The following is a 24,307-nucleotide window of genomic DNA, read 5'->3' as shown; positions in this document are numbered from 1 at the left end:
GGTTTGACGGACATCAAGAACAAAACGCCCGGCGTTGAGCCGGGCGTTTGTATTTAGTCGAGGCCTGCAAGATTGCGAAGAATATTTGATTTGCAACCGCTGCCTTTTTAGTCGCGTGCAACGCACTCACTGACGTGTGCAGCGCACGCGCAAACTGCGCGCAAGCTACGTGTCAGCCATCTTCAGTCGCGCGCGATGCACATCGCGATGCCCATGCCGCCGCCGATGCACAGCGTGGCGAGGCCCTTCTTCGAATCGCGCTTCTGCATCTCGTGCAGCAGCGTCACCAGGACGCGTGCGCCGGACGCGCCGACCGGATGACCGATCGCGATCGCGCCGCCGTTGACATTGACCTTGGAGGTATCCCAGCCGAGATCCTTGTTGACGGCGCAGGCTTGCGCCGCGAAGGCCTCGTTGGCCTCGATCAGGTCGAGATCGCCGACATTCCAGCCGGCCTTCTTCAGCGCGGCGCGCGAGGCCGGGATGGGGCCGGAGCCCATGATCTTCGGATCGACGCCGGCCTGCGCCCAGGACACGATCCGGGCGAGCGGCTTCTTGCCTTCCTTGGCGGCCTGCTTGGCGGTCATCAGCACCACGGCGGCGGCGCCGTCATTGATGCCGGATGCCGAGCCCGCGGTGACCGTGCCGTCCTTCTCGAAGGCGGGCTTGAGCTTGGCCATGCCGTCGAGCGTGGCGCCATGACGCGGATATTCGTCGGCGCTGACGACGATGTCGCCCTTGCGGGTCTTGATGGTGACGGGAACGATCTCGTCGGTGAACTTGCCGGCCTTCTGCGCCGCTTCGGCCTTCTGCTGCGAGGCGACCGCGAACTCGTCCTGCTGGGCGCGGGTGATCTGCCACTGCCGTGCGACGTTCTCGGCGGTGTTGCCCATGTGGTAGCCGTTGAAGGCATCCCAAAGGCCGTCCTTGATCATGGTGTCGACGAACTCGACAGGACCCATCTTGACGCCGCCACGCAGATACTGGGCGTGCGGGGCCATGCTCATGGATTCCTGGCCGCCGGCGACCACGATCTCGGAATCGCCGTTGAGCAGCGCCTGGTAACCGAGTGCGACCGTGCGCAGGCCCGAACCGCAAAGCTGGTTGACGCCCCAGGCCGGGCTCTCCACCGGAATACCGGCGGCGATCGAGGCCTGACGGGCCGGGTTCTGGCCCTGGGCGGCGGTCAGGATCTGACCCATGATGACTTCCGAGACCCGACCGGGCTCGATGCCACCGCGCTCCAGCGCGGCCTTAATGGCAATGGCGCCGAGATCGTGGGCGGGAAGTGTCGCGAACGCTCCGTTGAAGCTTCCGACCGGGGTGCGGGCGGCGCTGACGATGACGACATCGTCTGACATGGGCATCTCCTGAGGCTTGAGGTTTCTTGAAAGGGGCAGGCGGGGCTTTGAGAAAACGGCTCGCCAGTCTCGTCAGCCATCCTGTTAACGTCGTTGAGGCATGTCAATCGGCCGGCGACCGAATTCATACCGCAGCGCATTCAAAATAGCGTTCTTGGCGCTTTCGCAAGCAAGATTTTGCTCTGCGATTAACCGTGCCGCACAAAACGGTAGCGTGAGCCCTTTGAAAATGCTTATTTTGTTGCGTTGCGTACTCTTCCCGCCCTGCGGCATAGCCCGCTCGGTTCCCGTTCTCCGCGCTTGCAAGTGAGAGCCCATGGCGAAATCAGACCAACCCACGACCATCAAGAAATACGCGAACCGCCGGCTCTATAACACCGGAACGAGTACCTATGTGACGCTGGAAGACCTCGCCGCGATGGTCAAGGATGGCGAAGATTTCCTGGTCTATGACGCCAAGACCGGCGACGACATCACCCGCTCCGTGCTCGCCCAGATCATCTTCGAGCAGGAGAACAAGGCCGGCCAGAACCTGCTCCCGACCACCTTCCTGCGCCAGCTCATCCGCTTCTACGGCGACAGCATGCAGATGGTGGTGCCGAAATATCTGGAGCAGTCGATTGCGACCCTGACCCAGGAGCAAGAGAAGTTCCGCAAGCAGATCGCCAACACCCTGTCCGGCACTCCTTTTGCTCCTCTGGAAGAACAAGTCCGCCGGAACATGGAGCTGTTCCAGCAGACCTTCTCGATGTTCAAGCCGTTTGCTCCCAATGCGGGCCGTCCGGCGGCCGCCGCCGAGCCGGAGTCCGACGCGAACGCCGAGACGCCGAAGGACAGCAACATCGACGATTTGCGCCAGCAGATGAAGGACATGCAGGAGCGACTCGAGCGCATGTCGAAGAAGGACGAGTAGGACCTTTCGCGTCGACCAGCGCGTCCGCCCGCGGCGGGCGCGCGATTGGCAATTTCGCGCGCGCCTACCATTTCTTCCTCACCGGCTTTAACCAGTCATCCTCGCGCAACGGCGAAGCCGTTGTCGCTGGAGGCCTCCGCTCCGGCGCCTCAGGATGACGGGTTGACACGCACGGAGCGCGCGATGCCCGACCGCACCATGCATTGGGACAACGTCTACGCCACCAAGGGCGAGGCCGAGGTCAGCTGGTTTCAGGATAGCCCGACGATCTCGCGCGACATGATCCGCGCTGCCAATCCGGATCGCGACGCGGCGATCATCGATATCGGCGGGGGCGCTTCGCGGCTGGTCGATGCTCTTCTTCAAGACGGATATCGCGATCTCACCGTGCTGGACCTCTCCGCCAACGCGCTCGACGCGGCGAAGACGCGAATCGGTCGGGCCTCTTCCGCGGTCGACTGGATCGTCGCCGACGCCACGACTTGGCGGCCGACCAGGACTTACGATGTGTGGCACGACCGCGCGGCGTTTCACTTCCTGACCGACCCCCACGACAGGGCGGCTTACGTCGAGCGCCTGCGATCCGCGATTGCGCCTGGCGGCCAGATCATCATCGCGACCTTTGCGCCCGATGGTCCGGAGAAATGCAGCGGCTTGCCGGTGCAACGCCATGACAGCGCCAGCCTTGCTGCGGAGCTCGGGCCGGATTTCGAGCTGGTCGAGACGCGCCGCGAGACGCATCATACGCCCTGGGGTTCGACGCAGGCGTTTCAGTTCAGCCGGTTTCGAAAGCGCAACTAAGATCAGCTGTCATGCCCCGCGAAGGGGCATCCAGCACGCCGAGGCCCATCGGTTCAATCATGCTGTCTCTGGAATGCTGGATGACAGCGGAGTAAATGGCAGCTATGCCGCCAGCTTCACCGCATGCGCGAAGTCCCAATAGAGCTTGCGCGCACGGGTGTAGAACGGGCCCGGCTTCAGCTCACGCTCGTCGATGCGGATCACCGGGGCGACCTTGGCGAAATTGCCGGTGGAGAAGATCTCGTCGGCAGCCAGGAAGTCGGCATAGCGCAGCGTCTTCTCGACCACGGTGACGCCGTCGCCGCGAAGCAGGGTGATGACGCGCTGGCGCGTGATGCCGTTGAGGAAGGTGCCGTTCGGCACCGGCGTATAGACCACGCCGTCCTTGGCCATGAACACGTTGGAATTGCCGAACTCGGCGACGTTGCCGAGCATGTCGAGCATCAACGCGTTCTGGAAGCCGCGCGAGGCGGCTTCCGCGAGCGCGCGCGAATTGTTCGGGTAGAGGCAGGCCGCCTTGGCCTCGACCGGGGCGCATTCGGCGGTCGGCCTGCGGAATGGCGACAGGGTGATGGCGTTGCCGACGGGTTTGGGCATCGGCGCCTCGTAGATGCACAGGCACCAATTGGTGGTCTCGGGGTCGAACAGCACGCCGCCGCCCGAGCCGTTCTGCGCCCAATACATCGGACGGACGTAGAGCTCTGCATCGGCAGCAAAGCGGGCAATGCCTTCGGTTGCGAGCGTGAGCCAGGTGCCGGTATCGACTACCGGCTTCAGGCCAAAATTGATCGCGGATTGATTGGCGCGGGCGACGTGACGATCGAGATCGGGCGCAACACCCTCGAACGCGCGTGCACCGTCGAACACGATCGAGCCGAGCCAGGCCGCATGCGTGCGCGGGCCCATGATCGGCACATTGCCGTCGTGCCATTTACCCTCGAAGAAGGTCCAGCTCGGCGAATATTCGATCGGCTTCCTGATCTCGGCCATATCAGGCCTCCCCTTGGCGTGCTGCCGCAATATAGCGCCACTATTGGACGCAACATCTAAATGATTCCCTGCGCGGAATTGGTGGGTTACCCTCTCCTGCCAGGGGAAAAAGGAAGCAGCATGTCGCTCGATCCGCTCGCAAAGCGCTTGTTGGCCATGATGGCTGCGGCTGGGCCGCGGGCGAGGGGCCGGCCGAGCGTGGAGGCGCGGCGGCAATCGCTGGCGAAGCTGATGCAGTTCGCGCGCACCGATGCGCCGGAGGTGACGGTGCGCGACGGTATGATGCCCGGCCGCGCCAGCGAACTGCCCTATCGGCTCTACACGCCTGCAAATGCCGATCAGCGTGCGCCTGGCTTCGTGTTTTTCCATGGCGGCGGCATGGTCGCGGGCGGCATTGCCACGCATGATCGCATCGCGGCGGCGCTGGCGCATGCCACCGGCTGCCGCCTCGTCTCGGTCGACTACCGGCTCGCACCGGAGCACAAATTCCCTGCCGCCGTCGATGACGCGATTGCCGCCACCGAATGGGTCGCGCGCGAGGCCGAGTCGCTCGGCATCGATGCGGACCGTCTGGTGGTCGGCGGCGATTCCGCGGGTGCAACACTCGCTGCGATCGTATGCCAGGAGGCGGCGCAGACCGCCGGCCTCGCCATCGCCGCGCAATGCCTGATCTGCCCGGTGCTGGATTTCGAGGAAACCTCGCCCTCACGAGAGGCCTTTGCCGAGGGCCATCTGATCGACCGCGTCACGATCGAGGCCGATCTCTCCGACTATCTGCCTGACGGTATCGACACCGCCGATCCCCGCGTTTCTCCCTTGCGGGCAACACGGCTCACGGGTCTGCCGACCGCGATCATCCACACGGCCGAGTACGATCCGATGCGCGATGAAGGCAATGCCTATGCCCGCAAGCTGCTCGCCGCGGGCGTCGCCGTCGAGCATGTCTGCCATGACGGCATGGTTCACAATTTCCACGCCATGGGCGCGATCCTGCCGCAGGCGCAGCTGGTGCTGTCGCAGATCGGCGAGCAGGTCCGACGAGCGGTTGCGAGGTAAGAGCGCGAATCAGGCGCGCGCATCGATAACGGCCCTGGCTGCCACAACATAGTCAGGCCAATGCGCGTCCGCATAACGTTCGGCCTGCCGGGCGCAGGTGACATCGGGCGCATGCGCCGCGGCGATCATGCGCGCAAAACGTTCTTCGGCAACCGTCGCGTCATCGCGCACTGGCGCGGGTGCGGCCGCGACAGCGGTCGGAGCGACGGCGAGCCCCGCCATTCCGGCGAGCAGGATGCGGCGTGACGTGGTCATGGCTGTCGTCCTCCATTGCCCGGCCTGCACTCTGGCCGGCGAAGCGTATCGGTGCAATCACGACAGGGTAGCCGCGCACATCGATGCCGTCCATCGTTTGCGGATAGCGCTTGACCACGGGAGCGATCACGTTCCATCTAGCACACGATTTCGCCACACAGTCCCCGCGCGTCGGATTGTCACGTGCCCAGTCACTGCCTATCGCATCGTCCGGCTCTGCGCACTGTCGCAATGGGACTGGCCTGTCTGGCGATTTCGACCAGCGCCGCCTTCTCCGCCGAAGCCGAGGAGGGCGCACCGGCAAAGGCGGCGGTCCCGAACATCTATCTCGATCTGCGCACGACCTACGCGACGATTCCGGCGGGCGCGCTCGGGCTCGGCTTCGGCAACACGTCACTCTCGGCCGCGCTCGAGGCTTTGGCGGTGCGCAGAGGCGCAGCGCTGTCGAACGGCTTGCCGCCCGCGAAATCGATTGCCGTCGACCTGCCGCTGACCGTCGACGTCAGCGACCGCGTCTCGCTCTATGGCGGCGTGTCGGGCTCGACGACCGACATCGGCGGCGGCTGGTCGACGTCCGACATCACAAGCTGGAACATTGGCGTGCAGGCCGACCTCTATCGGCAGAATGGCGGCTCGATCCCGACCATCACGTTGCAATCGACCTTGACGCAATCGGTGCCGAACGATCAGGGCATGACGAACTCGTTCAACAACATCCTGGAATTCGACTACGCGCTCGACGAGGACGAGACGCGCGGCTGGCTGGCCGGAGTGCAGTACACCACCACCACCATCGCCAGCCCGTTCGCCAGCATCCGGCCCAACACGATCCTCTATGCCGGCGGCTATTACCAATGGCCGAGCAACTGGAAGTTCACCGGGCGCCTCGGCATGCAGTCGTTCGGCGGGGCGCAGCTCGCGGGCCGGACGCTGGCGGAGTCTTTCACGCAACCGATCCTGCGGCTCGACCTCGATCGCATGGACGACAACGACAACCGCCTGTTCGGCATCACCGCGCAGATCGCCTGGATGCCGAAGCCGTCCTACCAGGTGACCCTGCGAACGCCGCTCTATGCGATCCGCAACTGACTGGGATCATGGTGGATAGGTGGTAAACCGGATCTCCCGAGACCAGCCTGTCTCGTGCAAGGACCGTGGCCGATCGCATCCGCAAACGTGTGATGAGCGCGCAAATCGTCGCCGGCGAAATTCAGTTCGGCCTCACCGTGAGCGTCGGGATCGCCGAGGCCGCCGTCAGCATGTCCGGCATCGACGCGCTGATGGGCGCGGCCGATCATGCGCTCTACCAGGCCAAGGCCGAGGGCCGCAACCGCTGCATCGCCTTCGCGCCCCCGCCGCCTGCAAGCAAGGCGGCGGAGTGATCGAAGGACGCGGCTTTTAGTCCGGCACCGGCACGTCGAACGTGTTGAGCGTGACCGACACCATGCAATAGACGCCGACGAGATAGGACAGCTCGGCCGCGCCGTGCTCGCCGAACTCCTTCACGGCGGCGCGCCAGGTCAATTCCGGCAGCACGCCGCCACTGACCAGCGCGGACGCCACGTCATACGCGATGGCCTCCTGCCTGGTGAGATCCACCGGACGCTGACCGGCGACGATGGTCGCGAGCTTTTCGTCAGACAGGCCGCGCTGCTCGGCGACCAGCACATGGGCATAAAGCTCGTAACCGGAGCGGAAGTGCGAGCCGGTGACGAGGATGGCGACCTCGCGCACCGGGGCCGGCAGCAGCGGGTTCGACGCGATCGCCTTGACCAGCTCCCACACCGGCTTGCCGAAGCGCGGCTCGCGGACCCAGGGATTCCAGGGCCCGAGCAGCGCGCCGTCGTCGCGCATGTTCACGAAGCCCTTGAAGTGGTCCTTGATGCCGGCTCGCATGTCGTCATAGAGCGGCTTCTGTTCGTCGGTCAGATCCTTCGGATCGAGAATGGGAAGGCGCACGGTGGAGATCTCCTCGTTGAGAATACGAGGCTTGCCCGCAGGTGCGCGCAACGCAAGTGAAGTTGCCGTGACATCGCGCGCCAGGCGGGCGTTCCGACAAATTCGATTATGTCGCCTCGGGGCCTCGTGCGCTCTGGGGATTTGCGAAATCGTCGACGCCGAGCGTCAGCGGCTCACCTGTCGCGAGAAACGACGACAAATTGGCCTCGAACGGCGTCGGATCGAGCCCGCGCGCCTTCAGCCAAGCGGGCTCGTAATAGGTCTGCCGATAGCGCTCGCCGGAATCGCAGATCAGCGTAACCAGCGATCCCGTCGCGTTCGACTGGCGCATCTCCGAGGCAAGCCGGCACAGCGCCAGGAAATTGGTGCCGGTGGAGCCGCCCACCGGGCGGCGCAGCCGGCGCGACAACACGTTCATCGCCGCGATCGTGGCCGCATCCGGGATCTTCATCATGCGGTCGACCACGCCAGGCACGAAGGAGGGCTCGCAGCGCGGACGGCCGACGCCCTCGATCAGCGACGGGCGGTCGCACACACGAGACCGGTCCTGCGAGCGGAAGCAATCGAAGAAGGCGGAATGCTCGACATCGGCAACGCAGAGCCGCGTCGGATACTGGCGATAGCGCAGATAGCGTCCGATGGTGGCCGAGGTGCCGCCGGTGCCCGCGCCCATCACGATCCAGTCCGGCAACGGCCGCGGCTCGCCCTGCAATTGCGTGAAGATCGATTCAGCGATGTTGTTGTTGCCGCGCCAGTCCGTCGCGCGCTCGGCGAAGGTGAACTGGTCCATGTAATGGCCGTTCAGGCGCGCGGCGAGCGCGGCGGCCTCCGCATACAGCGCGCGGCCGTCGTCGATCAGATGGCAATTGCCGCCATAATGCTCGATCGCGGCGATCTTCTCCGCCGAGGTCGTGCGCGGCATCACGGCGTAGAAGGGCACGCCGATCATCTGCGCGAAATAGGCCTCCGACACCGCGGTCGACCCGGACGAGGCCTCGACGACGGGCGTGCCTTCACGGATGTGGCCGTTGCAGAGCGCGTAGAGGAACAGCGAGCGCGCGAGGCGATGCTTCAGGCTGCCGGTCGGATGGGTCGACTCATCCTTCAGATAGATGTCGATGCCTGATAGCGCCGGCACGATCAGCCGGATCAGATGCGTGTCCGCTGTGCGGCACTGGTCGGCCTCGATCGCGGCAACGGCCTCGTCGACCCAGCCGCGCCGATAGGCCGGTCCGGCCGGATTGTGCGGGCGGAAGGGAAATGTCTGCATCGAGCGAATCTCTCACGACACGCATTGCGCATCAAGGGCGCGCTCAAAATTCCAGCGGCGCGTTGTCGACGACTTCCTTCATCACGAAGAAGGTGCGGGTCTGGCGCACGCCGGGCAGTGCGATGAGCTGCTCGCCATGGATGCGGTTGAAATCCTCCATGTCGCCGACGCGGATCTTGAGGAAATAGTCGAAGTCGCCGGCGACGAGGTGGCAGTCGAGCACGAATTTCAGCTTGGCGATCGCCTGCTCGAAGATCGCAAAGCTCTCCGGCGTCGAGCGGTCGAGCACGACACCGACCATCACCAACGTGCCCTTCGCCACCTTCTTCGGCGCGACCATGGCGCGCACAGTGGCGATGAACCCGTCCTCGAACAGGCGCTGGGTGCGGCGATGGCAGGTGGCGGGGCTGATTGCGACCGTTTCGGCCAGCTCGGCATTGCTCAGCCGACCGTTGTTTTGGAGCAATCTCAATATCTTAAGGTCGGTCCGATCGAGCCGCGCAGCCATGAAAGAAGCTCTCATAAACAGGTAATCTTCTGGAAGGATTATTAGCGCTTGCCACTATTTCCGCAAGAAATGGCGCAACATTGGCGCAATATTCGAGAGCACATTTTTCCGACGCGATGCTAGGCAGCTGCCAACACCAACGCCAATCGGGATGACCCATGAAGCTGGACAAATTTCCGCGCTACCCGCTGACCTTCGGCCCCACGCCCATCGAGAAGCTGGAGCGGCTGTCGAAGCATCTCGGCGGCAATGTCGAGGTCTACGCCAAGCGCGAGGACTGCAATTCCGGCCTCGCCTATGGCGGCAACAAGCTGCGCAAGCTCGAATACATCATCCCCGACGCGATCGCGTCCAACGCCGACACGCTGGTCTCGATCGGCGGCGTGCAATCGAACCACACCCGCATGATCGCCGCCGTCGCCGCCAAGATCGGGATGAAGTGCCGCCTCGTACAGGAAGCCTGGGTGCCGCACGAGGACGCGGTCTATGACCGTGTCGGCAACATCATGCTCTCGCGCATCATGGGCGCCGACGTGCGCCTCGTCGACGACGGCTTCGACATCGGCATCCGCAAGAGCTGGGAGCAGGCGATCGACGAAGTGAAGGCGGCGGGCGGCAAGCCCTACGCGATTCCCGCCGGCGCCTCCGTGCACAAGTTCGGCGGCCTCGGCTATGTCGGCTTCGCCGAAGAGGTGCGCAAGCAGGAAGCCGAGCTCGGCTTCAAGTTCGACTACATCGTCGTCTGCACCGTCACCGGCTCGACCCATGCCGGCATGCTGGTCGGCTTCGCCGCCGACGGCCGCGCCCGCAAGGTGATCGGCATCGATGCGTCCTTCACGCCGGCGCAGACGAAATCGCAGGTGCTCGAGATCGCGCAGAACACCGCAAAGCTGGTCGAGCTCGGCAAGGACCTCGTCACTGAGGACGTCGTGCTGATCGAGGACTACGCCTATCCCGCCTACGGCGTGCCGTCGGAAGAGACCAAGGAAGCGATCCGCCTCACCGCGCGTCTCGAAGGCATGATCACCGACCCCGTCTACGAGGGCAAGTCGATGCAGGGCCTGATCGACCTCGCGCAGAAGGGCTATTTCGAGAAGGGCGCGAAGATTCTGTACGCGCATCTCGGCGGTGCGCCCGCCCTGAACGGGTACGCTTACGCGTTTAGGAATGGGTGAGGCTGCGCCGTACCTCGCGCCTCCACTCGCTGTCGTCCCGGGCAAGCGGAAGCGCAGACCCGGGACCCATAACCCCAGGGAGACGTTTGGCGAAGAACGTCTCCCCGCGTGCCCCAAGATAAATCACGCGGTATGGATCCCGGATCTGCGCTTCCGCTTGTCCGGGATGACGAGAAGCCCTACCGCGTCCTGACGATCTGCAGCAGCTCGTCGCCGTAATGCTCGAGCTTCTTGTCGCCGATGCCGGGCACGTTGCGCAGCTCGTCGAGTGTCGTCGGCCAGGCCCGGACGATGCCGTCGATGGTGGCATCGTGCAGCACCACATAGGCCGGCACACCGCGCTCGCGCGCAATGTCCGAACGCCACGAGCGCAGCCGCGCGCGCAGTTCGGGATCGACATCGCCTTGCGGGGCGTTGGCGGCGGGCGCAAGGTCGCCGCGGCGGGATTTGCCGCGGCTTGCGCGAAGGCGCGTGCCGGGCGCTTCCTCGCGCAGCCACACCTCGGTCTCACCGCGCAACACGCCGCGCGCGGTCTCGGTCAGCTTCAGCGCGCCATAGGCTTCGCTGTCGCTCTGCAAATGCCCCATCGCCACCAATTGCCGCAGCACGGTGCGCCACTGCTTTTCGTTGAGCTCGCGTCCGATGCCGAACACGGACAATTTGTCGTGGCCGAACTGCGTCACCTTCTCGGTCAGGCGCCCGACCAGCACGTCGATCAGATGCATCGCGCCGAAACGTTGCCCGGTGCGATAGACGCACGACAGCAGCTTCTGCGCCAGCACCTTGCCGTCCCGCATCTTTGGCGGCGTCAGGCAGTTGTCGCAATTGCCGCAGCTCTCGCCCATCACGATCTCGCCGAAATAGGCGAGCAGCCGCCGACGCCGGCAGTGCGGCGTCTCGGCAAGGCCGACCAGCGCATCGAGCTTGCCGATCGAGACTCGCTTGAATTCGTCGGAGGCGCTGGATTCGTCGATCATGCGACGCTGCTGCACGATGTCGGAGAGGCCGTAGGCCATCCAGGCCGCCGACGGCTTGCCGTCGCGACCGGCGCGCCCGGTCTCCTGGTAATAGGCCTCGATGCTCTTGGGCAGGTCGAGATGGGCGACGAAGCGCACGTCGGGCTTGTCGATGCCCATGCCGAACGCGACGGTCGCGACGATGACGATGCCGTCCTCGTTGAGGAAGCGGTCCTGGTTGCGCGAACGCACCTGGCTGTCGAGCCCGGCGTGATATGGCAGCGCGGCTATGCCGGCCTCGTCGAGCGCGGCGGCGACCTCCTCGACACGGTTGCGGGACAGGCAATAGACCACGCCGGCGTCCCCGGCATGGCGCTCCCGGATGAACTCCTTCAGCTGCGACACCGCACTGCGCTTGTCGACGATCTCGTAGCGGATGTTGGGCCGGTCGAAGCTGGAGACGAACTGCGGCGAGTCCGTGAGCTGAAGCCGGGCAACGATCTCCTTGCGCGTCAACTCGTCGGCGGTCGCGGTCAGCGCGATGCGCGGCACGTCGGGGAACCGTTCGGCGATGATGGAGAGGCCGACATATTCGGGGCGGAAGTCGTGGCCCCATTGCGAGACGCAATGCGCCTCGTCGATCGCGAACAGTGCCACCTTGGCCTGCGCCAGCAGCGACAGGCACCGCGGCGTCACCAGGCGTTCCGGCGCGACATAGAGCAGATCGAGATCGCCCGCGAGCAGGCGCCGCTCGATGTCGGAGGCCTCCTGCAGCGTCAGCGACGAATTCAGCGCGGCGGCGTTGACGCCGGCCTCGAGCAGGCCGGCAACCTGGTCGCGCATCAGGGCGATCAACGGCGACACCACGATGCCGCAGCCTTCGCGCAGCAGGGACGGCAGCTGATAGCACAACGACTTGCCGCCGCCGGTCGGCATCAGCACCAGGCAATTGCCGCCGTCCGTGACGTGCCGGATGATCTCGCCCTGCGAACCGCGAAAGCCCGGCAGGCCGAACACCGAATGCAGCACCGACAGCGCATCGCGGCCGTTGGCCGGCGCAGGTCGCGGGGCGGTGGAAGGGACATTCATGGGCGTTCGGGGAACAAGGCCAAGAGATTCGTCACAAGGCCAGTCGCATGCTGGCGTCGGCGTGGCAAGAGCGTTTGAGGGTCGAGGCGCGGCTGCTTCCTCCCTCTCCCCATTCCTACGGGGAGAGGTGAATAAGCCCTACGCCCCGATCCTGCGCAGCGCTTCTGCGACCGTCACGATCGGCATGTTGCGCTGTCCGGCGGCTTCCAGCGCATGACGCATCAGGTCCGGCGTGCAGCCATAGGGGCTCGGCGCGTCCGCGACGTCATGGCCGTAGAAGATCAGCCATCCACCGCTCGCCACCGCCTCGTCGAAATAGCGATCGACGCCTGCCTTGTCGATCTCACAATTGACCAAGGGCGACGCACGCAGGAACTGGAGATCGATGACGTCGCTGTTGACGCCGGGAAGGATGCCGCGCGCAGAACGGAAGGCCTTGGCGAGCTGCGGCTTGCGCCAGACCGAGGCAATCCCATAGGGATAGGCGAAGTTCTCCAGATTGATCGAGGAATCGATGCTGCGAAAATAGGTGCGGTTCCGCTCGATCTCGCGAGCCATCGCGGCCTCGTCGAGATTGGCCGAGCTCTGGTGCGAGAAGGTGTGGCAGGCAATCTCGTGACCGGCGCGGTGAAGCCGCACGATCGCATCGTCCGACAGGCCATGCCAATGGTCCGACGGCTGCCCGATCAGGCTGCCGGCGAGATAGAAGGTACCGCGGCCGCCATGCTCTTCCAGTAGCGCGGCGCCCTCGCCTGCGGCGCTATCCGGGGCATCGTCGAAGGTGAAGCTCACGATCGGCGCATGCGCAGGCAGCCGGTGCGACGCGGCGCGGAAATGCCGGGCCAGCCGATTGCTCACGCGTCCCTGGAGTGCCGACCACACGACTGCGTTTCCCGTGATTCCGTATGTCTGTACTGAAACATTCGCGCGCTGGTCGAGGCAAGCCTAACGCCTGGGTAATCCTAACGCGGAACCAATATCCTTCGCTAACGCGCAAGGGCCGGCGCTTCGGTTTCCACACTGAGATATTGCAACCAATTGCGGAAAAGCACCGCGGCCGCACTGCCGGCGCCGATATCGGCGCGCAAATTCAGCCCGGGCAGTTCGTTGGTGAGCGCCGGATGGCGTTGGTGCGCCGCCTTCTTCTCGAAGCGGACCAATTTCTCTTCCGTCGCTGCGTCAAAATAGCCCACGGGCAGGCGCGGATAGTTCTCGCGCTCCCGCGCAAGGTAGCGGCCGATGTCGCGCAGATATTCGCGCTGGAGCGACAGCGCGTCATATTCCGGATGCCCCTGGAAGAACACGAACCGGCTGGCATATTGGCGAACGAAAACGTCGACGCCGGCCTCCGCCGAGCGTGTCAGCACCTGATAACCGGCCTGCACCAGGTCGCTCTCCGCGAGCTCGTTGAGGCGCGAATGCGACACCTTCAGCGGCGCCGGCGCGGCACGCGTCAGGGCATCGCTCGTCACGGCGTCGCAATCGAAGATGCCGTGACATTTGGCCGGCAGCCGCCGCCGTTCGATGCCGTCGAGATGCAGCACCGCCGCATGCGCGGCAAGGCACGACCAGATCGTCGAGCGCGTGTTGGCCTTGGCCCAGTCAATGAGATCGGCGAGGTCACGCCAATAAGGCTCCTGGTCGAGCTCGGGCGCAACCGGCTCGGCGCCTGTCACGATCAGCCCGTCGAATTTCTGGCGCTTCAGATCGGAGAGGTCGGAATATTCGCTCTCGACATGCCACTTCGCCTCCGGCGAGCGCTTCACGCTGGGCAGCGAGAAGCAATGGAAGCGGATGCGGCGCGGACCGGCCGCCGCCTGAAGCAGCTTCAAGAACTGACGCTCGGTCGCCTTCAGCGCCGGATCCGGCATGTTGTTGACGAGCCCGATCGTGAGCTCAGCGCCGTGATCGCGCGCGAGATCGCGCTCGGCCGGCACCAGCGCCGGGCTCGATATGACTTGATCCCTGTCGATCAAGATCGTCATTGACGCCGCCGCCTACTCCGCGGCCTCGAGGCGCGCCGAGAGGCAGGCCTTGTCCAGCGCCTGGTCGATGTCCTCGATGATGTCAGAGACATGCTCGATGCCGATCGAGAGCCGGATCGTTTCCGGCAGCACGCCGGCGACGCGCTGCTGCTCTGCCGACATCTGCCGATGGGTGGTCGAGGCCGGATGGCAGGCCAGCGACTTGGCATCGCCGATATTGACGAGGCGCGTGATCAGCTTCAGCGCGTCATAGAAGGACTTGCCGGCCTCCATTCCGCCCTTGATGCCGAAGGTGAACAGTGACGAGGCGTTGCCATCGAGATATTTCTGCACCAGCGGATAATAGGGGCTGTCGGGAAAGCCGGTGTAATTGACCCAGGCAACGCGCGGATCCTTGCGGAGGAATTCGGCGACCTTGCGCGCGTTCTCGACATGGCGCTCCATGCGCAGCGCCACGGTCTCGATGCCCTGCAGCAGCAGGAAAGCGTTGAACGGCGACAGCACCGAGCCCATGGTGCGCTGATAGACGCTGCGCGCGCGCTCGATATAGGCGGTCTTGCCGAAGCGCTCGGCATAGACGAGGCCGTGATAGGAGGCGTCGGGCTTGTTGTAGGCCGGGAAGCGATCGGCGTATTTCGCCCACGGGAAGTTCCCGGAATCGACGATGGCACCGCCGAGCGTGGTGCCGTGGCCTCCCAGAAACTTTGTCAGTGAGTGCACGGCGATGTCGGCGCCGTAGTCGAACGGCTTGAGCAGAATCGGGGTTGCGACGGTGTTGTCGACGATCAGCGGCACGCCATGTGCATGCGCGATTTTGGCCAGCGCCTCGATATCGCAGACATTGCCGGCGGGATTGCCGATGGTCTCGGCGAACACCGCGCGGGTGTTCTCGTCGATCAGCTTCGCGACCGCCTCCGGCTTGTCGCTCTCGGCGAAGCGGCCAGTGATGCCCTGCCGCGGCAGGATGTGTGAGAGCAGCGTGTGCGTGGTGCCGTAAAGCTGCGGCACGGAAACGATGTTGCCGCCGTGATCGGCGACGTTGACGAAGGCGAAATGCAGCGCCGCCTGTCCGGTCGCAACCGCAAGCGCACCGACGCCGCCTTCGAGCTGGGCGATGCGCTTCTCCAGCACGGCGCTGGTCGGATTGGCGATGCGGCTGTAGCGAAAGCCTTCGGCCTCGAGATTGAAGAGCGCCGCGCCGTGATCGGCGCTATCGAAAGCGTAGGCCGCGGTCTGGTAGATCGGCACGGCGACCGCGTGCGTGGTCGCTTCGGGCTCGTAGCCGGCGTGAATAGCGATCGTCTCGTTGCGCATCGTGCCACCTCCGCGTGGGGCGGGCCGCACTTATTGGCCTGTATGAGGCATGTGCGTTGTCCGCCGCCCCCGTGTTAGAGGCGGGTGGTAAAGCGGACAATAATTCGCTTAGAGATCGAGGAAGTAACCCTAATGCTTGTCGGCGAATTGGCCGGAATCCGGGTTAAAGCGGATTAACGAAGTGCGACCTGCACGGCCGTGGCGGCGCCATGCCTTCTCCTTGCGGAGAAAGATGGCGCCGCCAATGCGGCGACAATCATGGACTAAACCATGCTCTCCCACAGCCGATGCGCGAGCACGCCGGCGCGCTTCTCGATCGCGGCCGCCGCGTCGAGCGCGAGGTCCTCGCGATAACGCCCGGCAATGAGCTGCACGCCGATCGGCTTGCCGTCGTGCACGGCCACCGGCACCACGGCGCCGGGCAGGCCCAGCACGTTGATCGCCGAGATGAAGCGGATCTCGCCCCAGAAGATCTCGCGTACGCGCTCGGGGCTGACGGTATCCTCGCGCGGGCCCGGCGTCGGCTTCACCGTGGTCGGCGCCAGCACGACCGGGTACTCCTCGAAGAACAATTGCCAGGCGCGGATGTGGCCGTTGCGCGCGGCGGTCGCCTGCATCCAGGCCTTGAGATCGAGCACATTGGCCTTGGCCTTCATGCCGCCCCAGGCCTTGTGGAAGTCCTCGGACGTGACCTTCAGCATGCCGGCCTCCTGCATCACCACGGTCTCGTTGGTGATGATGTCGCACCAGGTCTGCCAGACGCCGTTGATGTCGGGCACCTCGACCTCGCTGACGCGATAGCCGGAACGTTCGAGATGATCGGCGGCCTGGCGCAGTGCGGCGCTTACGGAGGGGTCGACCTCCATGTCCTCGGGGATCTTGGCCAGCGCCACCTTGATCGGCCCCTTCGGCCTCTCGCCGACCAGCGGCGCCGGCACCCACCAGGGATCGCGCGGATCGCGCCGGCTCATCACCTCGAGTGCAAGGCGAACGTCCGCGACATGGCGCGCGAGCGGCCCCTGCGCCGACATCAGATGCGCCAGCATCGGCCGCTCGGCCGTTGCGCTCGCGTTGAACGCGGGGATGCGCCCCTGCGTCGGCTTGATGGTGGCGACACCGTTGCAATGCGCGGGCCAGCGCAGCGAGCCGCCGATGTCATTGCCATGGGCGATGGTGCCGATGCCGGCGGCGACCGCCGAACCCGCACCGCCCGAGGAGCCGCCGCAGGTGATATTGGGATCCCAGGGATTGAGCGTCAGCCCGTGCAGCGGATTGTCGGTAAAACCGCGAAAGGAGAATTCCGGCGTGTTGGTGAGCCCAATGACGATCGCGCCTGATTTCTTCAGGTTGCGCACGACCGGCGCATCCGACGGCGCGACCAGATCCTTGTTGGCGGGCACACCGTTGAAATTCGGCCGCCCCTCGTAATCGACGTTTTCCTTGATGGTGATGGGCACGCCGTGCAGGAGGCCGAGCTCGCCGCCCTTGGCGCGCTGCTTGTCCGCAGCATGCGCGGCCTTCAACGCCTCTTCCGAGAGATCGACGACGACGGCGTTCAGCTTCGGATTGACGGCGCGCATCCGTTCGAGATGGGCTTCGACGGTTTCGACTGCGGAGATTGCGCCGGAGCGGATTGCAGCCGCGGTCTCCACCGCCGACCATTGCCAGGCCGGTCCCTTGGGACGGCGCGATGAAGCCGGCTTGAGCTGCGCGGCCTTCTTCGCCTTCTTTGCAACGACGGCCTTGCGGCTTGCGCTGGTCCTGCTGGAGGTCTTCGCCGGTTTCTTCGAAGCAGTCTTCTTCTCGGCAGTCTTCTTGGCCGTCTTCTTCGCCACGTCGCACCTCCTGAAATTGCGCCGAGGAAGTTACGGATGGCGAAAGGATGTGTACAGGTGCGTTTTCTGCATGGGCCAACGGCGCGACGCGGCGAATTGTCCGCGATCGCGCCGCTTGCGCTATTCCGCGGGGCAGGCCGCGACGGCCGCCGGCGCGCGGTCGAGCCGCAGGCTCCACAGCGCCAGCACCAGACCGACAGCGGTGATGCCGGCTGCGACCAGAGGCAGCGCCGAGAGGCCGAGCCCGCGGTCGATGGTGACGCCGCCGGCCCAGGCGCCAAGCGCGTTGCCGAGATTGAACGCGGCGATGTTGAGGCTGGAGGCGAGCGTCCGGCCGCTGGGGCCGGCCGCTTCCAGCACGCGAAGCTGGAGCGGGGCGACGGTCGCAAAGGCCGCGATACCCAGCAGCAGGATCAGCACGATCGCCGCGATCTTGACCGACAGCACGGCGGCAAGCCCAAGCAGCACGATGGCGAGCGCGGCAAGCGTTCCGATCAGCGCGCCGGCGAGGGCCCGGTCGGCAAGCTTGCCGCCGGCAACGTTGCCGATCGCGAGGCCGACGCCGAACACCAGCAGGATCGGCGACACCGCTGCTTCCGAAAAGCCGGTGAAGCGCGTCAGGATCGGCTGGATGTAGGTGAAGACGACGAACAGGCCGGCAAAGCCGAACACGGTCATGGCAAGGCCGAGCAACACTTGCGGGCGGCCGAGCACCGATACTTCCTCGGCAAGCGAGACCGGCTTGTCGCCGTTGCCGACATGGCCGGGCACGAGGGCCGCAACCACGGCAAAGGCGATCACGCCGATGACCGTCACGGCCCAGAACGCCGCGCGCCAGCCGAGCATCAGACCGAACCAGGCGCCGAAGGGCACGCCCAGCAACGTCGCGACGGTGAGACCGATGAACATGGTGGAAATCGCGGAGGCCCGCTTGTCCTCGGCGACGAGGCTCGTCGCCACCACCGACCCGACACCGAAGAAAGTACCGTGGGCAAGCGAGGTCAGCACCCGCGCGGCCATCAGCAATTCGTAGTTCGGCGCCAGCGCACAGGCCGCATTGCCGAGCGTGAAGATCGCCATCAGCGCGAGCAGCACGGTTTTGCGCGGCATCCGCCGCGTCGCCAGCGTCAGGACGGGCGCACCGACGAACACGCCGAGGGCATAACCGGAGATGAGCAGGCCCGCGACCGGTACCGAGACATGCATGTCGGCGGCGACCTGGAGCAAGAGGCCCATGATGATGAATTCAGTGGTGCCGATGCCGAAGGCACCGGCGGTGAGCGCGAGGACGGCGGGAGGCATGCGTGGGCTCCGATGGATGAGACGAGCCACAGATAGCCGTGCCCGTGCAAAACCATTAGAATGTCCTCAATCCAATCATTTGTGACGTGAATTCAACATGGCCCGCTTCGACACCAACCGCTCCGCCGAGATGGAGGTCTTCGTCCGCGTCGTCGATCTCGGCGGGTTCACCCAGGCCGCGCGAAAGCTGCGGCTGACGCCGTCGGGCGTGAGCAAGCTGATGTCGCGACTGGAGGCCCGCCTCGGCTCGCGCCTCGTCAACCGCACCACGCGCAAGCTGACCCTGACCGAGGAAGGCCAGGCGTTCTATCAGCGGGCCGTGCGGATCCTCGCGGAGATGGAGGAAGCCGAGCGCGAGGCGGCGTCAGGCGCGGCGCCGCGCGGCCGCCTCACGGTCAACTGCAACATCCCGTTCGGCATGCTGCATATGATGCCGTTGATCCCCCGTTTCCTGGAACAGCATCCCGAGGTCACGCTCGATCTCGTGCTGACCGACACGCTGGTCGACCTGATGCAGGAGCGTGCCGACGTTGCGATCCGCGTAGGGCCTCTGAAAGCGTCCCGCCTGATCGCGCGCAAGCTCGGCAGCAGCCGCATGGTGGTCGTCGGCACCCCCAACTATCTGGCGCGCTTTGGCACGCCCAGGACGCCGGCGGATCTCACTGAGCACCGCGGCATCGGCTGGACCTTTCCGCGCATCCGCGGCGGGTGGCCATTCCGGCGCGGCGATCGCACCGAGGAAGCCGTGCCGCCGCCGGTCGCACGCGCCAGCGACGGCGAAGTCGCCCGCCGGCTGGCGCTGGGCGGCGTCGGCCTCGCCCGCCTCGCGCTCTTCCATATCGGCCCCGACATCGAATCCGGCCGCCTCGTGCCGGTGCTGCAGAACTACAATCCCGGCGACCGCGAAGACATCCACGCCGTCTATGTCGGCCACACCGCCCCCCTGCCCGCACGCGTCCGCGCGTTCATCGATTTCCTTGCCGAGCATGTGCGAGTGAGCGATCCCGCGCTGAAGCGGGCGGGGGATGGGAGGTGGAAACTGGCGGGATGAGGCTGATGGCGGAGAGAGCGTCAGTCAATCCAGACTGATGCGATCGTGTTCCGCGTGGCTGGACCGTTGAGGACGCACCGCCGACGCTTGCGCGAGGGTGCCGAAACCGCGAAAGTCCTAACTGTTTCAGATCTTGTCGGGGGAATTCCACACAAATGCAGTTCGATGACGTCATCCTCGGTCGCCGGAGTATCCGCGGCTACAAACCCGATCCGGTACCCAAGGAGCTGATTGCGGAAATCATTGGTTTGGCGATGCGCGCTCCCTCGTCGATGAACACCCAGCCCTGGAATTTCTATGTCATCACCGGCGAACCGCTGGATCGGATCCGCGCCGGCAACACCGAACGGATGGTGGCGGGCATCCCGCAGTCGCGCGAGTTCCGCACGGGCCAGGCCTTTGCAGGCAAGCACCGTGACAGGCAGGTCGGCGTCGCCAAACAATTATTCTCCGCGATGGGAATCGAGCGCGACAACACGGAAAAGCGCCAGGACTGGGTGCTGCGCGGCTTCCGCCAGTTCGACGCGCCCGTCTGCGTGATCATCACCTATGATCGCGTGCTTGACGGTAGCGACGATACGCCCTTCGACTGCGGCGCCGTGGCGACCGCCCTGGTCAATGCCGCGTGGTCCCGCGGGCTCGGCGCCGTGATCAACAGCCAGGGCATCATGCAGTCCCCCGTGGTGCGCGAGCACGCGGGCATAGCCGACGATCAAGTCATCATGAAAAGCATCGCGCTGGGCTGGCCGGATGAAACTTTTCCGGCGAATGCGGTGGTGTCGGAGCGGAAGTCCGTCGAGGAAGCGACGGTGTTCGTCGGTTTCGAGACGTAGCGGCGTGCGGTCGGAAGGGCTGGAGGCACAGCATTGATCCGCGCCATGGTCCGACGTGTACTTGTGCTGGCGGCGGCTTTTGCCACTGCCTTGACGCCGGTCATTTGTCTTGGCGAAAGCAGCAAGCCTTTGCCAGCCAAGGCAACGAGGGAGCTACCCGCTGAGCTGCTCTCGCTGCTCGAACAGAAGAAGATGCCGAAATATTCACCTATCGTCGTGCGCCTGTTCAAGGAGGAGGCCGAGCTCGAGGTCTGGAAGCAGGACGCGACCGACCGTTTCCAGATCCTCAAGACCTATCCGATCTGTCGGTGGTCGGGCGATCTCGGGCCGAAATTGTACGAGGGCGACCGACAGGCTCCGGAAGGGTTCTATACGATTACACCCGAGCTGATGAATCCCAACTCCAACTTCCATCTTTCGATCAACCTCGGCTTCCCCAACACGTTCGACAAGGCGAACAAGCGCAACGGCAGCTTCCTCATGATCCACGGCGACTGCTGGTCGAGCGGTTGCTATGCCATGACCGACGAACAGATCAGCGAAATCTATTCGCTGGCACGCGACTCATTCCTCGGCGGCCGGCCGTCGTTCCAGGTCCAGGCCTATCCGTTCCGCCTGACGCCGGCAAACCTGGCGCGGCATCGAAATAGTCCCAACCTGGCCTTCTGGAAAATGCTCAAGATCGGCAACGATCATTTCGAGACGACGCGACTCGAACCAAGGGTGGATGTGTGCGACCGCCGCTATGTGTTCGATGCGCGACCTCCCCCGAATTCGCCGTCGCCTCCAGTGTTCAACCCTGCCGAAAAATGTCCCCCCCTTCGTCGTCAATCCGGAAATCGCGCGGCGGGCGCTGGAGAAGAGGCGCTCCGACGAGCTCGAATACGCGCGATTGCTTGAAGACAACGTTCCGGCTGCCCCGATATACAGCGGACTGGACGGCGGAATGAACAAGGCATTCCTCACACAATTTCCGGGCAGAGTGACGCTTGCGAAAGTCATGCCGTATGCATCCTACCTGCCGCAATTGCCACCGATCCCCTGGATCGACAATGACGGCTCGTTGGCGAGTAGATGGTTTGGCAGCTCGTTGGACAAACCGCCGGAGTGTAATCCGACGCGTGTCGGCTTCCCGTCAGGTCGGTGCTGAACGCTCGTGCGGCGTCCGCGGTGGATCATCAGAAGAGGATGGCATCGGCATTCCGTCCAGGGAATGCTGGCGGCGTCGGAGCGGAGACCTTGAAAAAAATTCGTCCCGGCTTGCTGAACCAAAGCAAACGGCAACGAGTCCGCCTCCGCCCCGCGGGCTTCGGCGCGACAGCCTTGCGCAAACTTTGTTTGCGAAGGCTGGCGGAGAGAGTGGGATTCGAACCCACGGTACGGTTTCCCGCACACACGCTTTCCAAGCGTGCGCCTTAAGCCACTCGGCCATCTCTCCGGAGCGCCCTCTCTTGAAGCGGCGCCGATGATTTTGCAAGGGATCGCCGGGAAATCGGGTGAATTTTCCGTAAGATGTTGTATTTACGGGATAATATCTGGCGTGGCAGATGCCCTGACCGGCTTGCCGGCTGAACCGGTGACGGGTTTGGCGCGACGATTCACGTAAGAACAGCAGACACGACCGGGGACGCCATGACCATCCGCAGCACCATCGTCGCCGTTGGCCTGATTTCGGCCCTTGGCTCCGCCTTCGCCGTGCCCGCCGCCGCCCAGGTCTGCACCCGGCAGGGGGTCGATGTCAGCTGCAACGACGGCCGGCGCGGGGTGCTGTCGGGCGATGCCATCATCTGGCCGGACGGCACGCGCTCGAGCTCGACGCCGCATCCGAGCGTGATCATCGGCAACAAGAGCTCGGTGCATGTCGGGCCCGGCGTGTTCGTCGGCCAGGGCAAGGGCATGGTGCCGATGGACGATCCCAACGCGCCGAACAAGCGGCAATGCGCGATTTTGGATGGCGTGTCGTATTGCTATTGAGGCCGCGGTCGTACGCCGTCATGCCCGGGCTTGTCCCGGGCATCCACGTTCTTAAGGACTTGGGGTGAGACGTGGATGGCCGGGACAAGCCCGGCCATGACGCGGAATCCTATATCAACCTTACGCCTGAGATCGCCGACCTCAACCAGCGCAGTGCCTGCGGCGGCTGCGTGGCGAGCGGGGTGACAGCGGCCTTCTCGGTCCGGCACTTCTCGAGCTCGGCGACGAAATCGGCCGACCATTGCTGGATGGTGTGGCCGCGCAGCTTCTTCATCATCGCGTCCCAGCGCATCTTGCGCTCGGTGAGCGGCATCGCGGCGGCGATCGCGATCGCGCGGGCCATGCCGTCGATGTCGTGCGGATTGACGACCAGCGCGGCGTCGAGCTCGTTGGCCGCGCCTGCAAATTTCGACAGCACCAGCACGCCGGGATCGGCCGGGTTTTGCGCGGCGACATATTCCTTCGCGACGAGGTTCATGCCGTCATGCAGCGGCGTCACCACGCCGATCTGCGCGGTCCGGTAGAGCCCTGCGAGCACCGCCTGGCTGAAGCCCTTGTTCAAATAGCGGATCGGCGTCCAGTCGACCTCGCCGTGGCGGCCGTTGACGTCGGTGACGAGGCGCGCGACGTCGTTCTGCAGATTGCCATAGGCTTCGATGCCGCCGCGCGAGGGGTTGGCGATCTGGAGCAGCGAGATGCTGCGCGAGAATTGCGGCTGTTCGGTCCAGAGCCGGTCGAACGCGCTGATGCGGTTGACGAGGCCCTTCGAATAGTCGAGCCGGTCGACACCGATCGCGAGGCGCTCGCCATTGAGGCTGCGCCGCAGCCGCGACACATCGGGATGCGAGGCCGATTTCGCCGCGTATTGCGCGAACTTCTCCGCATCGATTCCGATTGGGAAGACCTCGCAGCGGGTGCGGCCATGCTGCGAGACGGCAACGCCGTCCTCGACGGCGAGGCCAAGCTCGCTCGCGACGTAGCCGAGAAAATTCTGGCAATCCTCCTCGGTCTGGAAGCCGAGCAGATCGTAGGCCAGCATTGCCGTGATCAGCTCGCGATGATTGGGCACGCCCTGCATCACCGCGGCGACCGGCCACGGCGTATGCAGGAAGAAGCCGATCGGATCGTCGACGCCGAGATCACGCAGTTCGGCGCCGAGCGCGAGGAAATGATAATCCTGCACCCAGAACGCGGTCTTGGCTTTTCGGAAGCGCATCAAGGCGCGCGCCATGAAGGCGTTGACCTCGCGATAGCTGACGTAATCGTCGCGCGAGACGCGGATCAGATCGCTGCGCGAATGCAGCGCGGGCCACAGCGCCGAATTGGCAAAGCCTTCGTAATAGCCGCCGTAATGCGCCGCCGGCAGGTCCAACGTCGCAATCGCGCCCGATCCGAGCGCTTCGATCTCCGCGAACGGCTCCTTCTGATGGCCGTCACGCACACGGCCCGAAGAACCCACCCAGATCGCGCCCGAATGTTCCACCACCGGCAACAAGGCCGCCGCGAGGCCGCCCGTCATGGGCTCGTTAGGCTTGCCGCGCGCGACGCGATTCGAAACGACGACTAAATTCACAGGTCGTCCCCTCCTGTTTCATTCCACCCCGTTTAACTGCCGTTCATCAATATGGTTCCTGTCATCGTTTCAACCAATTGAAACCAAAATCGGGCACGCGCGTTGGA

At 64.8% G+C, this 24,307-nt stretch carries 23 protein-coding genes and 1 tRNA gene; 10 read left to right on the top strand and 14 right to left on the bottom strand.

Going from position 1 to position 24,307, the window contains the following annotated elements:
- Positions 1 to 182: 182 nt before the first annotated feature.
- Positions 183 to 1,361, bottom strand: a complete 1,179-nt coding sequence (locus XI03_RS12490; RefSeq protein ID WP_028141914.1) for an acetyl-CoA C-acetyltransferase — start codon at positions 1,359 to 1,361, stop codon at positions 183 to 185.
- 316 nt (positions 1,362 to 1,677) lie between these two features.
- Here XI03_RS12490 and phaR point away from each other — a divergent pair, with 316 nt between their 5' ends.
- On the top strand, positions 1,678 to 2,274 hold the full coding sequence (gene phaR, locus XI03_RS12485; protein WP_038950262.1) for a polyhydroxyalkanoate synthesis repressor PhaR: 597 nt from the start codon (positions 1,678 to 1,680) through the stop codon (positions 2,272 to 2,274).
- Between the two features lie 183 nt (positions 2,275 to 2,457).
- Entirely contained in the window at positions 2,458 to 3,075 is a 618-nt protein-coding gene (locus XI03_RS12480; protein ID WP_038950261.1) for a class I SAM-dependent methyltransferase, read from the top strand.
- Between the two features lie 102 nt (positions 3,076 to 3,177).
- Here the strand turns inward: XI03_RS12480 and XI03_RS12475 are convergent, their stop codons facing one another.
- The gene (locus XI03_RS12475) at positions 3,178 to 4,065 is read right to left on the bottom strand and encodes a branched-chain amino acid aminotransferase (RefSeq protein WP_271592301.1); all 888 of its coding nucleotides are present in this window, start codon (positions 4,063 to 4,065) and stop codon (positions 3,178 to 3,180) included.
- A 120-nt stretch (positions 4,066 to 4,185) separates the two neighbouring features.
- Between XI03_RS12475 and XI03_RS12470 the strand changes: the two genes are divergently transcribed.
- Positions 4,186 to 5,121, top strand: a complete 936-nt coding sequence (locus XI03_RS12470; RefSeq protein WP_271592300.1) for an alpha/beta hydrolase — start codon at positions 4,186 to 4,188, stop codon at positions 5,119 to 5,121.
- Positions 5,122 to 5,130: 9 nt separating this feature from the next.
- On the opposite strand, the gene XI03_RS12465 is transcribed toward XI03_RS12470, so the two are convergent.
- Positions 5,131 to 5,376: a hypothetical protein gene (locus XI03_RS12465; RefSeq protein WP_038972815.1), complete on the bottom strand. Its 246-nt coding sequence runs from the start codon at positions 5,374 to 5,376 to the stop codon at positions 5,131 to 5,133.
- Between the two features lie 216 nt (positions 5,377 to 5,592).
- Here XI03_RS12465 and XI03_RS12460 point away from each other — a divergent pair, with 216 nt between their 5' ends.
- Positions 5,593 to 6,465, top strand: a complete 873-nt coding sequence (locus XI03_RS12460; protein WP_271592318.1) for a hypothetical protein — start codon at positions 5,593 to 5,595, stop codon at positions 6,463 to 6,465.
- Positions 6,466 to 6,512: 47 nt separating this feature from the next.
- Complete coding sequence (locus XI03_RS12455) at positions 6,513 to 6,758, top strand: diguanylate cyclase (RefSeq protein WP_085971847.1); 246 nt, start codon at positions 6,513 to 6,515, stop codon at positions 6,756 to 6,758.
- Positions 6,759 to 6,774: 16 nt separating this feature from the next.
- On the opposite strand, the gene XI03_RS12450 is transcribed toward XI03_RS12455, so the two are convergent.
- The 3 genes from XI03_RS12450 to XI03_RS12440 all read right to left on the bottom strand — a co-directional run bounded on the left by XI03_RS12450 (position 6,775) and on the right by XI03_RS12440 (position 9,113).
- Complete coding sequence (locus XI03_RS12450) at positions 6,775 to 7,335, bottom strand: carboxymuconolactone decarboxylase family protein (protein WP_038950256.1); 561 nt, start codon at positions 7,333 to 7,335, stop codon at positions 6,775 to 6,777.
- Between the two features lie 106 nt (positions 7,336 to 7,441).
- On the bottom strand, positions 7,442 to 8,605 hold the full coding sequence (locus XI03_RS12445) for a PLP-dependent cysteine synthase family protein (protein ID WP_271592299.1): 1,164 nt from the start codon (positions 8,603 to 8,605) through the stop codon (positions 7,442 to 7,444).
- A gap of 43 nt (positions 8,606 to 8,648) precedes the next feature.
- Positions 8,649 to 9,113, bottom strand: coding sequence for an Lrp/AsnC family transcriptional regulator (locus XI03_RS12440; RefSeq protein WP_152102070.1), 465 nt, complete (start codon positions 9,111 to 9,113; stop codon positions 8,649 to 8,651).
- Between the two features lie 158 nt (positions 9,114 to 9,271).
- Between XI03_RS12440 and XI03_RS12435 the strand changes: the two genes are divergently transcribed.
- Positions 9,272 to 10,288 carry a 1-aminocyclopropane-1-carboxylate deaminase gene (locus tag XI03_RS12435; protein WP_038950252.1) on the top strand — a complete coding sequence of 339 codons (1,017 nt, stop codon included), beginning with the start codon at positions 9,272 to 9,274 and terminating at the stop codon, positions 10,286 to 10,288.
- 179 nt (positions 10,289 to 10,467) lie between these two features.
- On the opposite strand, the gene recQ is transcribed toward XI03_RS12435, so the two are convergent.
- From recQ to XI03_RS12405, 6 genes are all read right to left on the bottom strand, one after another.
- Positions 10,468 to 12,333, bottom strand: coding sequence for a DNA helicase RecQ (gene recQ, locus XI03_RS12430; protein ID WP_271592298.1), 1,866 nt, complete (start codon positions 12,331 to 12,333; stop codon positions 10,468 to 10,470).
- 138 nt (positions 12,334 to 12,471) lie between these two features.
- The gene (locus XI03_RS12425) at positions 12,472 to 13,215 is read right to left on the bottom strand and encodes a polysaccharide deacetylase family protein (RefSeq protein WP_028141927.1); all 744 of its coding nucleotides are present in this window, start codon (positions 13,213 to 13,215) and stop codon (positions 12,472 to 12,474) included.
- A 104-nt stretch (positions 13,216 to 13,319) separates the two neighbouring features.
- Positions 13,320 to 14,318: a homoserine O-succinyltransferase MetA gene (gene metA / locus XI03_RS12420; protein WP_271592297.1), complete on the bottom strand. Its 999-nt coding sequence runs from the start codon at positions 14,316 to 14,318 to the stop codon at positions 13,320 to 13,322.
- Positions 14,319 to 14,330: 12 nt separating this feature from the next.
- Positions 14,331 to 15,632, bottom strand: coding sequence for an O-acetylhomoserine aminocarboxypropyltransferase/cysteine synthase family protein (locus tag XI03_RS12415; RefSeq protein WP_038950247.1), 1,302 nt, complete (start codon positions 15,630 to 15,632; stop codon positions 14,331 to 14,333).
- 263 nt (positions 15,633 to 15,895) lie between these two features.
- Positions 15,896 to 17,467 (bottom strand): amidase family protein, encoded by a 1,572-nt coding sequence (locus XI03_RS12410; RefSeq protein WP_271592296.1) that lies wholly within the window; start codon positions 17,465 to 17,467, stop codon positions 15,896 to 15,898.
- Between the two features lie 120 nt (positions 17,468 to 17,587).
- Positions 17,588 to 18,769, bottom strand: a complete 1,182-nt coding sequence (locus XI03_RS12405; RefSeq protein WP_271592295.1) for an MFS transporter — start codon at positions 18,767 to 18,769, stop codon at positions 17,588 to 17,590.
- A 97-nt stretch (positions 18,770 to 18,866) separates the two neighbouring features.
- Here XI03_RS12405 and XI03_RS12400 point away from each other — a divergent pair, with 97 nt between their 5' ends.
- From XI03_RS12400 to XI03_RS12390, 3 genes are all read left to right on the top strand, one after another.
- The gene (locus tag XI03_RS12400) at positions 18,867 to 19,820 is read left to right on the top strand and encodes a LysR family transcriptional regulator (RefSeq protein ID WP_152102073.1); all 954 of its coding nucleotides are present in this window, start codon (positions 18,867 to 18,869) and stop codon (positions 19,818 to 19,820) included.
- Positions 19,821 to 19,975: 155 nt separating this feature from the next.
- On the top strand, positions 19,976 to 20,653 hold the full coding sequence (locus XI03_RS12395; RefSeq protein ID WP_038950243.1) for a nitroreductase: 678 nt from the start codon (positions 19,976 to 19,978) through the stop codon (positions 20,651 to 20,653).
- Positions 20,654 to 20,686: 33 nt separating this feature from the next.
- Entirely contained in the window at positions 20,687 to 21,553 is an 867-nt protein-coding gene (locus tag XI03_RS12390) for a L,D-transpeptidase family protein (protein WP_271592294.1), read from the top strand.
- Positions 21,554 to 22,001: 448 nt separating this feature from the next.
- Here XI03_RS12390 and XI03_RS12385 read toward each other — a convergent pair.
- Positions 22,002 to 22,091 (bottom strand) — tRNA-Ser (locus tag XI03_RS12385).
- A 194-nt stretch (positions 22,092 to 22,285) separates the two neighbouring features.
- Between XI03_RS12385 and XI03_RS12380 the strand changes: the two genes are divergently transcribed.
- Complete coding sequence (locus XI03_RS12380; RefSeq protein ID WP_271592293.1) at positions 22,286 to 22,627, top strand: hypothetical protein; 342 nt, start codon at positions 22,286 to 22,288, stop codon at positions 22,625 to 22,627.
- A gap of 109 nt (positions 22,628 to 22,736) precedes the next feature.
- Here the strand turns inward: XI03_RS12380 and XI03_RS12375 are convergent, their stop codons facing one another.
- On the bottom strand, positions 22,737 to 24,200 hold the full coding sequence (locus XI03_RS12375; RefSeq protein WP_271592292.1) for a trehalose-6-phosphate synthase: 1,464 nt from the start codon (positions 24,198 to 24,200) through the stop codon (positions 22,737 to 22,739).
- Between the last annotated feature and the right edge of the window lie 107 nt (positions 24,201 to 24,307).

Source organism: Bradyrhizobium sp. CCBAU 65884, from assembly GCF_028128835.1.
Classification (GTDB): domain Bacteria; phylum Pseudomonadota; class Alphaproteobacteria; order Rhizobiales; family Xanthobacteraceae; genus Bradyrhizobium; species Bradyrhizobium ottawaense.
Note: the sequence above shows the minus strand (reverse complement) of the source record. Positions and strands in the feature narration are given on the sequence as shown.

What these genes read in the sequence shown, in the direction of transcription:
- XI03_RS12490 (WP_028141914.1), bottom strand. Translation starts at nt 1,361, where the DNA reads ATGTCAGACGATGTCGTCATCGTCAGCGCCGCCCGCACCCCGGTCGGA.
- phaR (WP_038950262.1), top strand. Translation starts at nt 1,678, where the DNA reads ATGGCGAAATCAGACCAACCCACGACCATCAAGAAATACGCGAACCGC.
- XI03_RS12480 (WP_038950261.1), top strand. Translation starts at nt 2,458, where the DNA reads ATGCCCGACCGCACCATGCATTGGGACAACGTCTACGCCACCAAGGGC.
- XI03_RS12475 (WP_271592301.1), bottom strand. Translation starts at nt 4,065, where the DNA reads ATGGCCGAGATCAGGAAGCCGATCGAATATTCGCCGAGCTGGACCTTC.
- XI03_RS12470 (WP_271592300.1), top strand. Translation starts at nt 4,186, where the DNA reads ATGTCGCTCGATCCGCTCGCAAAGCGCTTGTTGGCCATGATGGCTGCG.
- XI03_RS12465 (WP_038972815.1), bottom strand. Translation starts at nt 5,376, where the DNA reads ATGACCACGTCACGCCGCATCCTGCTCGCCGGAATGGCGGGGCTCGCC.
- XI03_RS12445 (WP_271592299.1), bottom strand. Translation starts at nt 8,605, where the DNA reads ATGCAGACATTTCCCTTCCGCCCGCACAATCCGGCCGGACCGGCCTAT.
- XI03_RS12440 (WP_152102070.1), bottom strand. Translation starts at nt 9,113, where the DNA reads ATGGCTGCGCGGCTCGATCGGACCGACCTTAAGATATTGAGATTGCTC.
- XI03_RS12435 (WP_038950252.1), top strand. Translation starts at nt 9,272, where the DNA reads ATGAAGCTGGACAAATTTCCGCGCTACCCGCTGACCTTCGGCCCCACG.
- recQ (WP_271592298.1), bottom strand. Translation starts at nt 12,333, where the DNA reads ATGAATGTCCCTTCCACCGCCCCGCGACCTGCGCCGGCCAACGGCCGC.
- metA (WP_271592297.1), bottom strand. Translation starts at nt 14,318, where the DNA reads ATGACGATCTTGATCGACAGGGATCAAGTCATATCGAGCCCGGCGCTG.
- XI03_RS12415 (WP_038950247.1), bottom strand. Translation starts at nt 15,632, where the DNA reads ATGCGCAACGAGACGATCGCTATTCACGCCGGCTACGAGCCCGAAGCG.
- XI03_RS12405 (WP_271592295.1), bottom strand. Translation starts at nt 18,769, where the DNA reads ATGCCTCCCGCCGTCCTCGCGCTCACCGCCGGTGCCTTCGGCATCGGC.
- XI03_RS12400 (WP_152102073.1), top strand. Translation starts at nt 18,867, where the DNA reads ATGGCCCGCTTCGACACCAACCGCTCCGCCGAGATGGAGGTCTTCGTC.
- XI03_RS12395 (WP_038950243.1), top strand. Translation starts at nt 19,976, where the DNA reads ATGCAGTTCGATGACGTCATCCTCGGTCGCCGGAGTATCCGCGGCTAC.
- XI03_RS12380 (WP_271592293.1), top strand. Translation starts at nt 22,286, where the DNA reads ATGACCATCCGCAGCACCATCGTCGCCGTTGGCCTGATTTCGGCCCTT.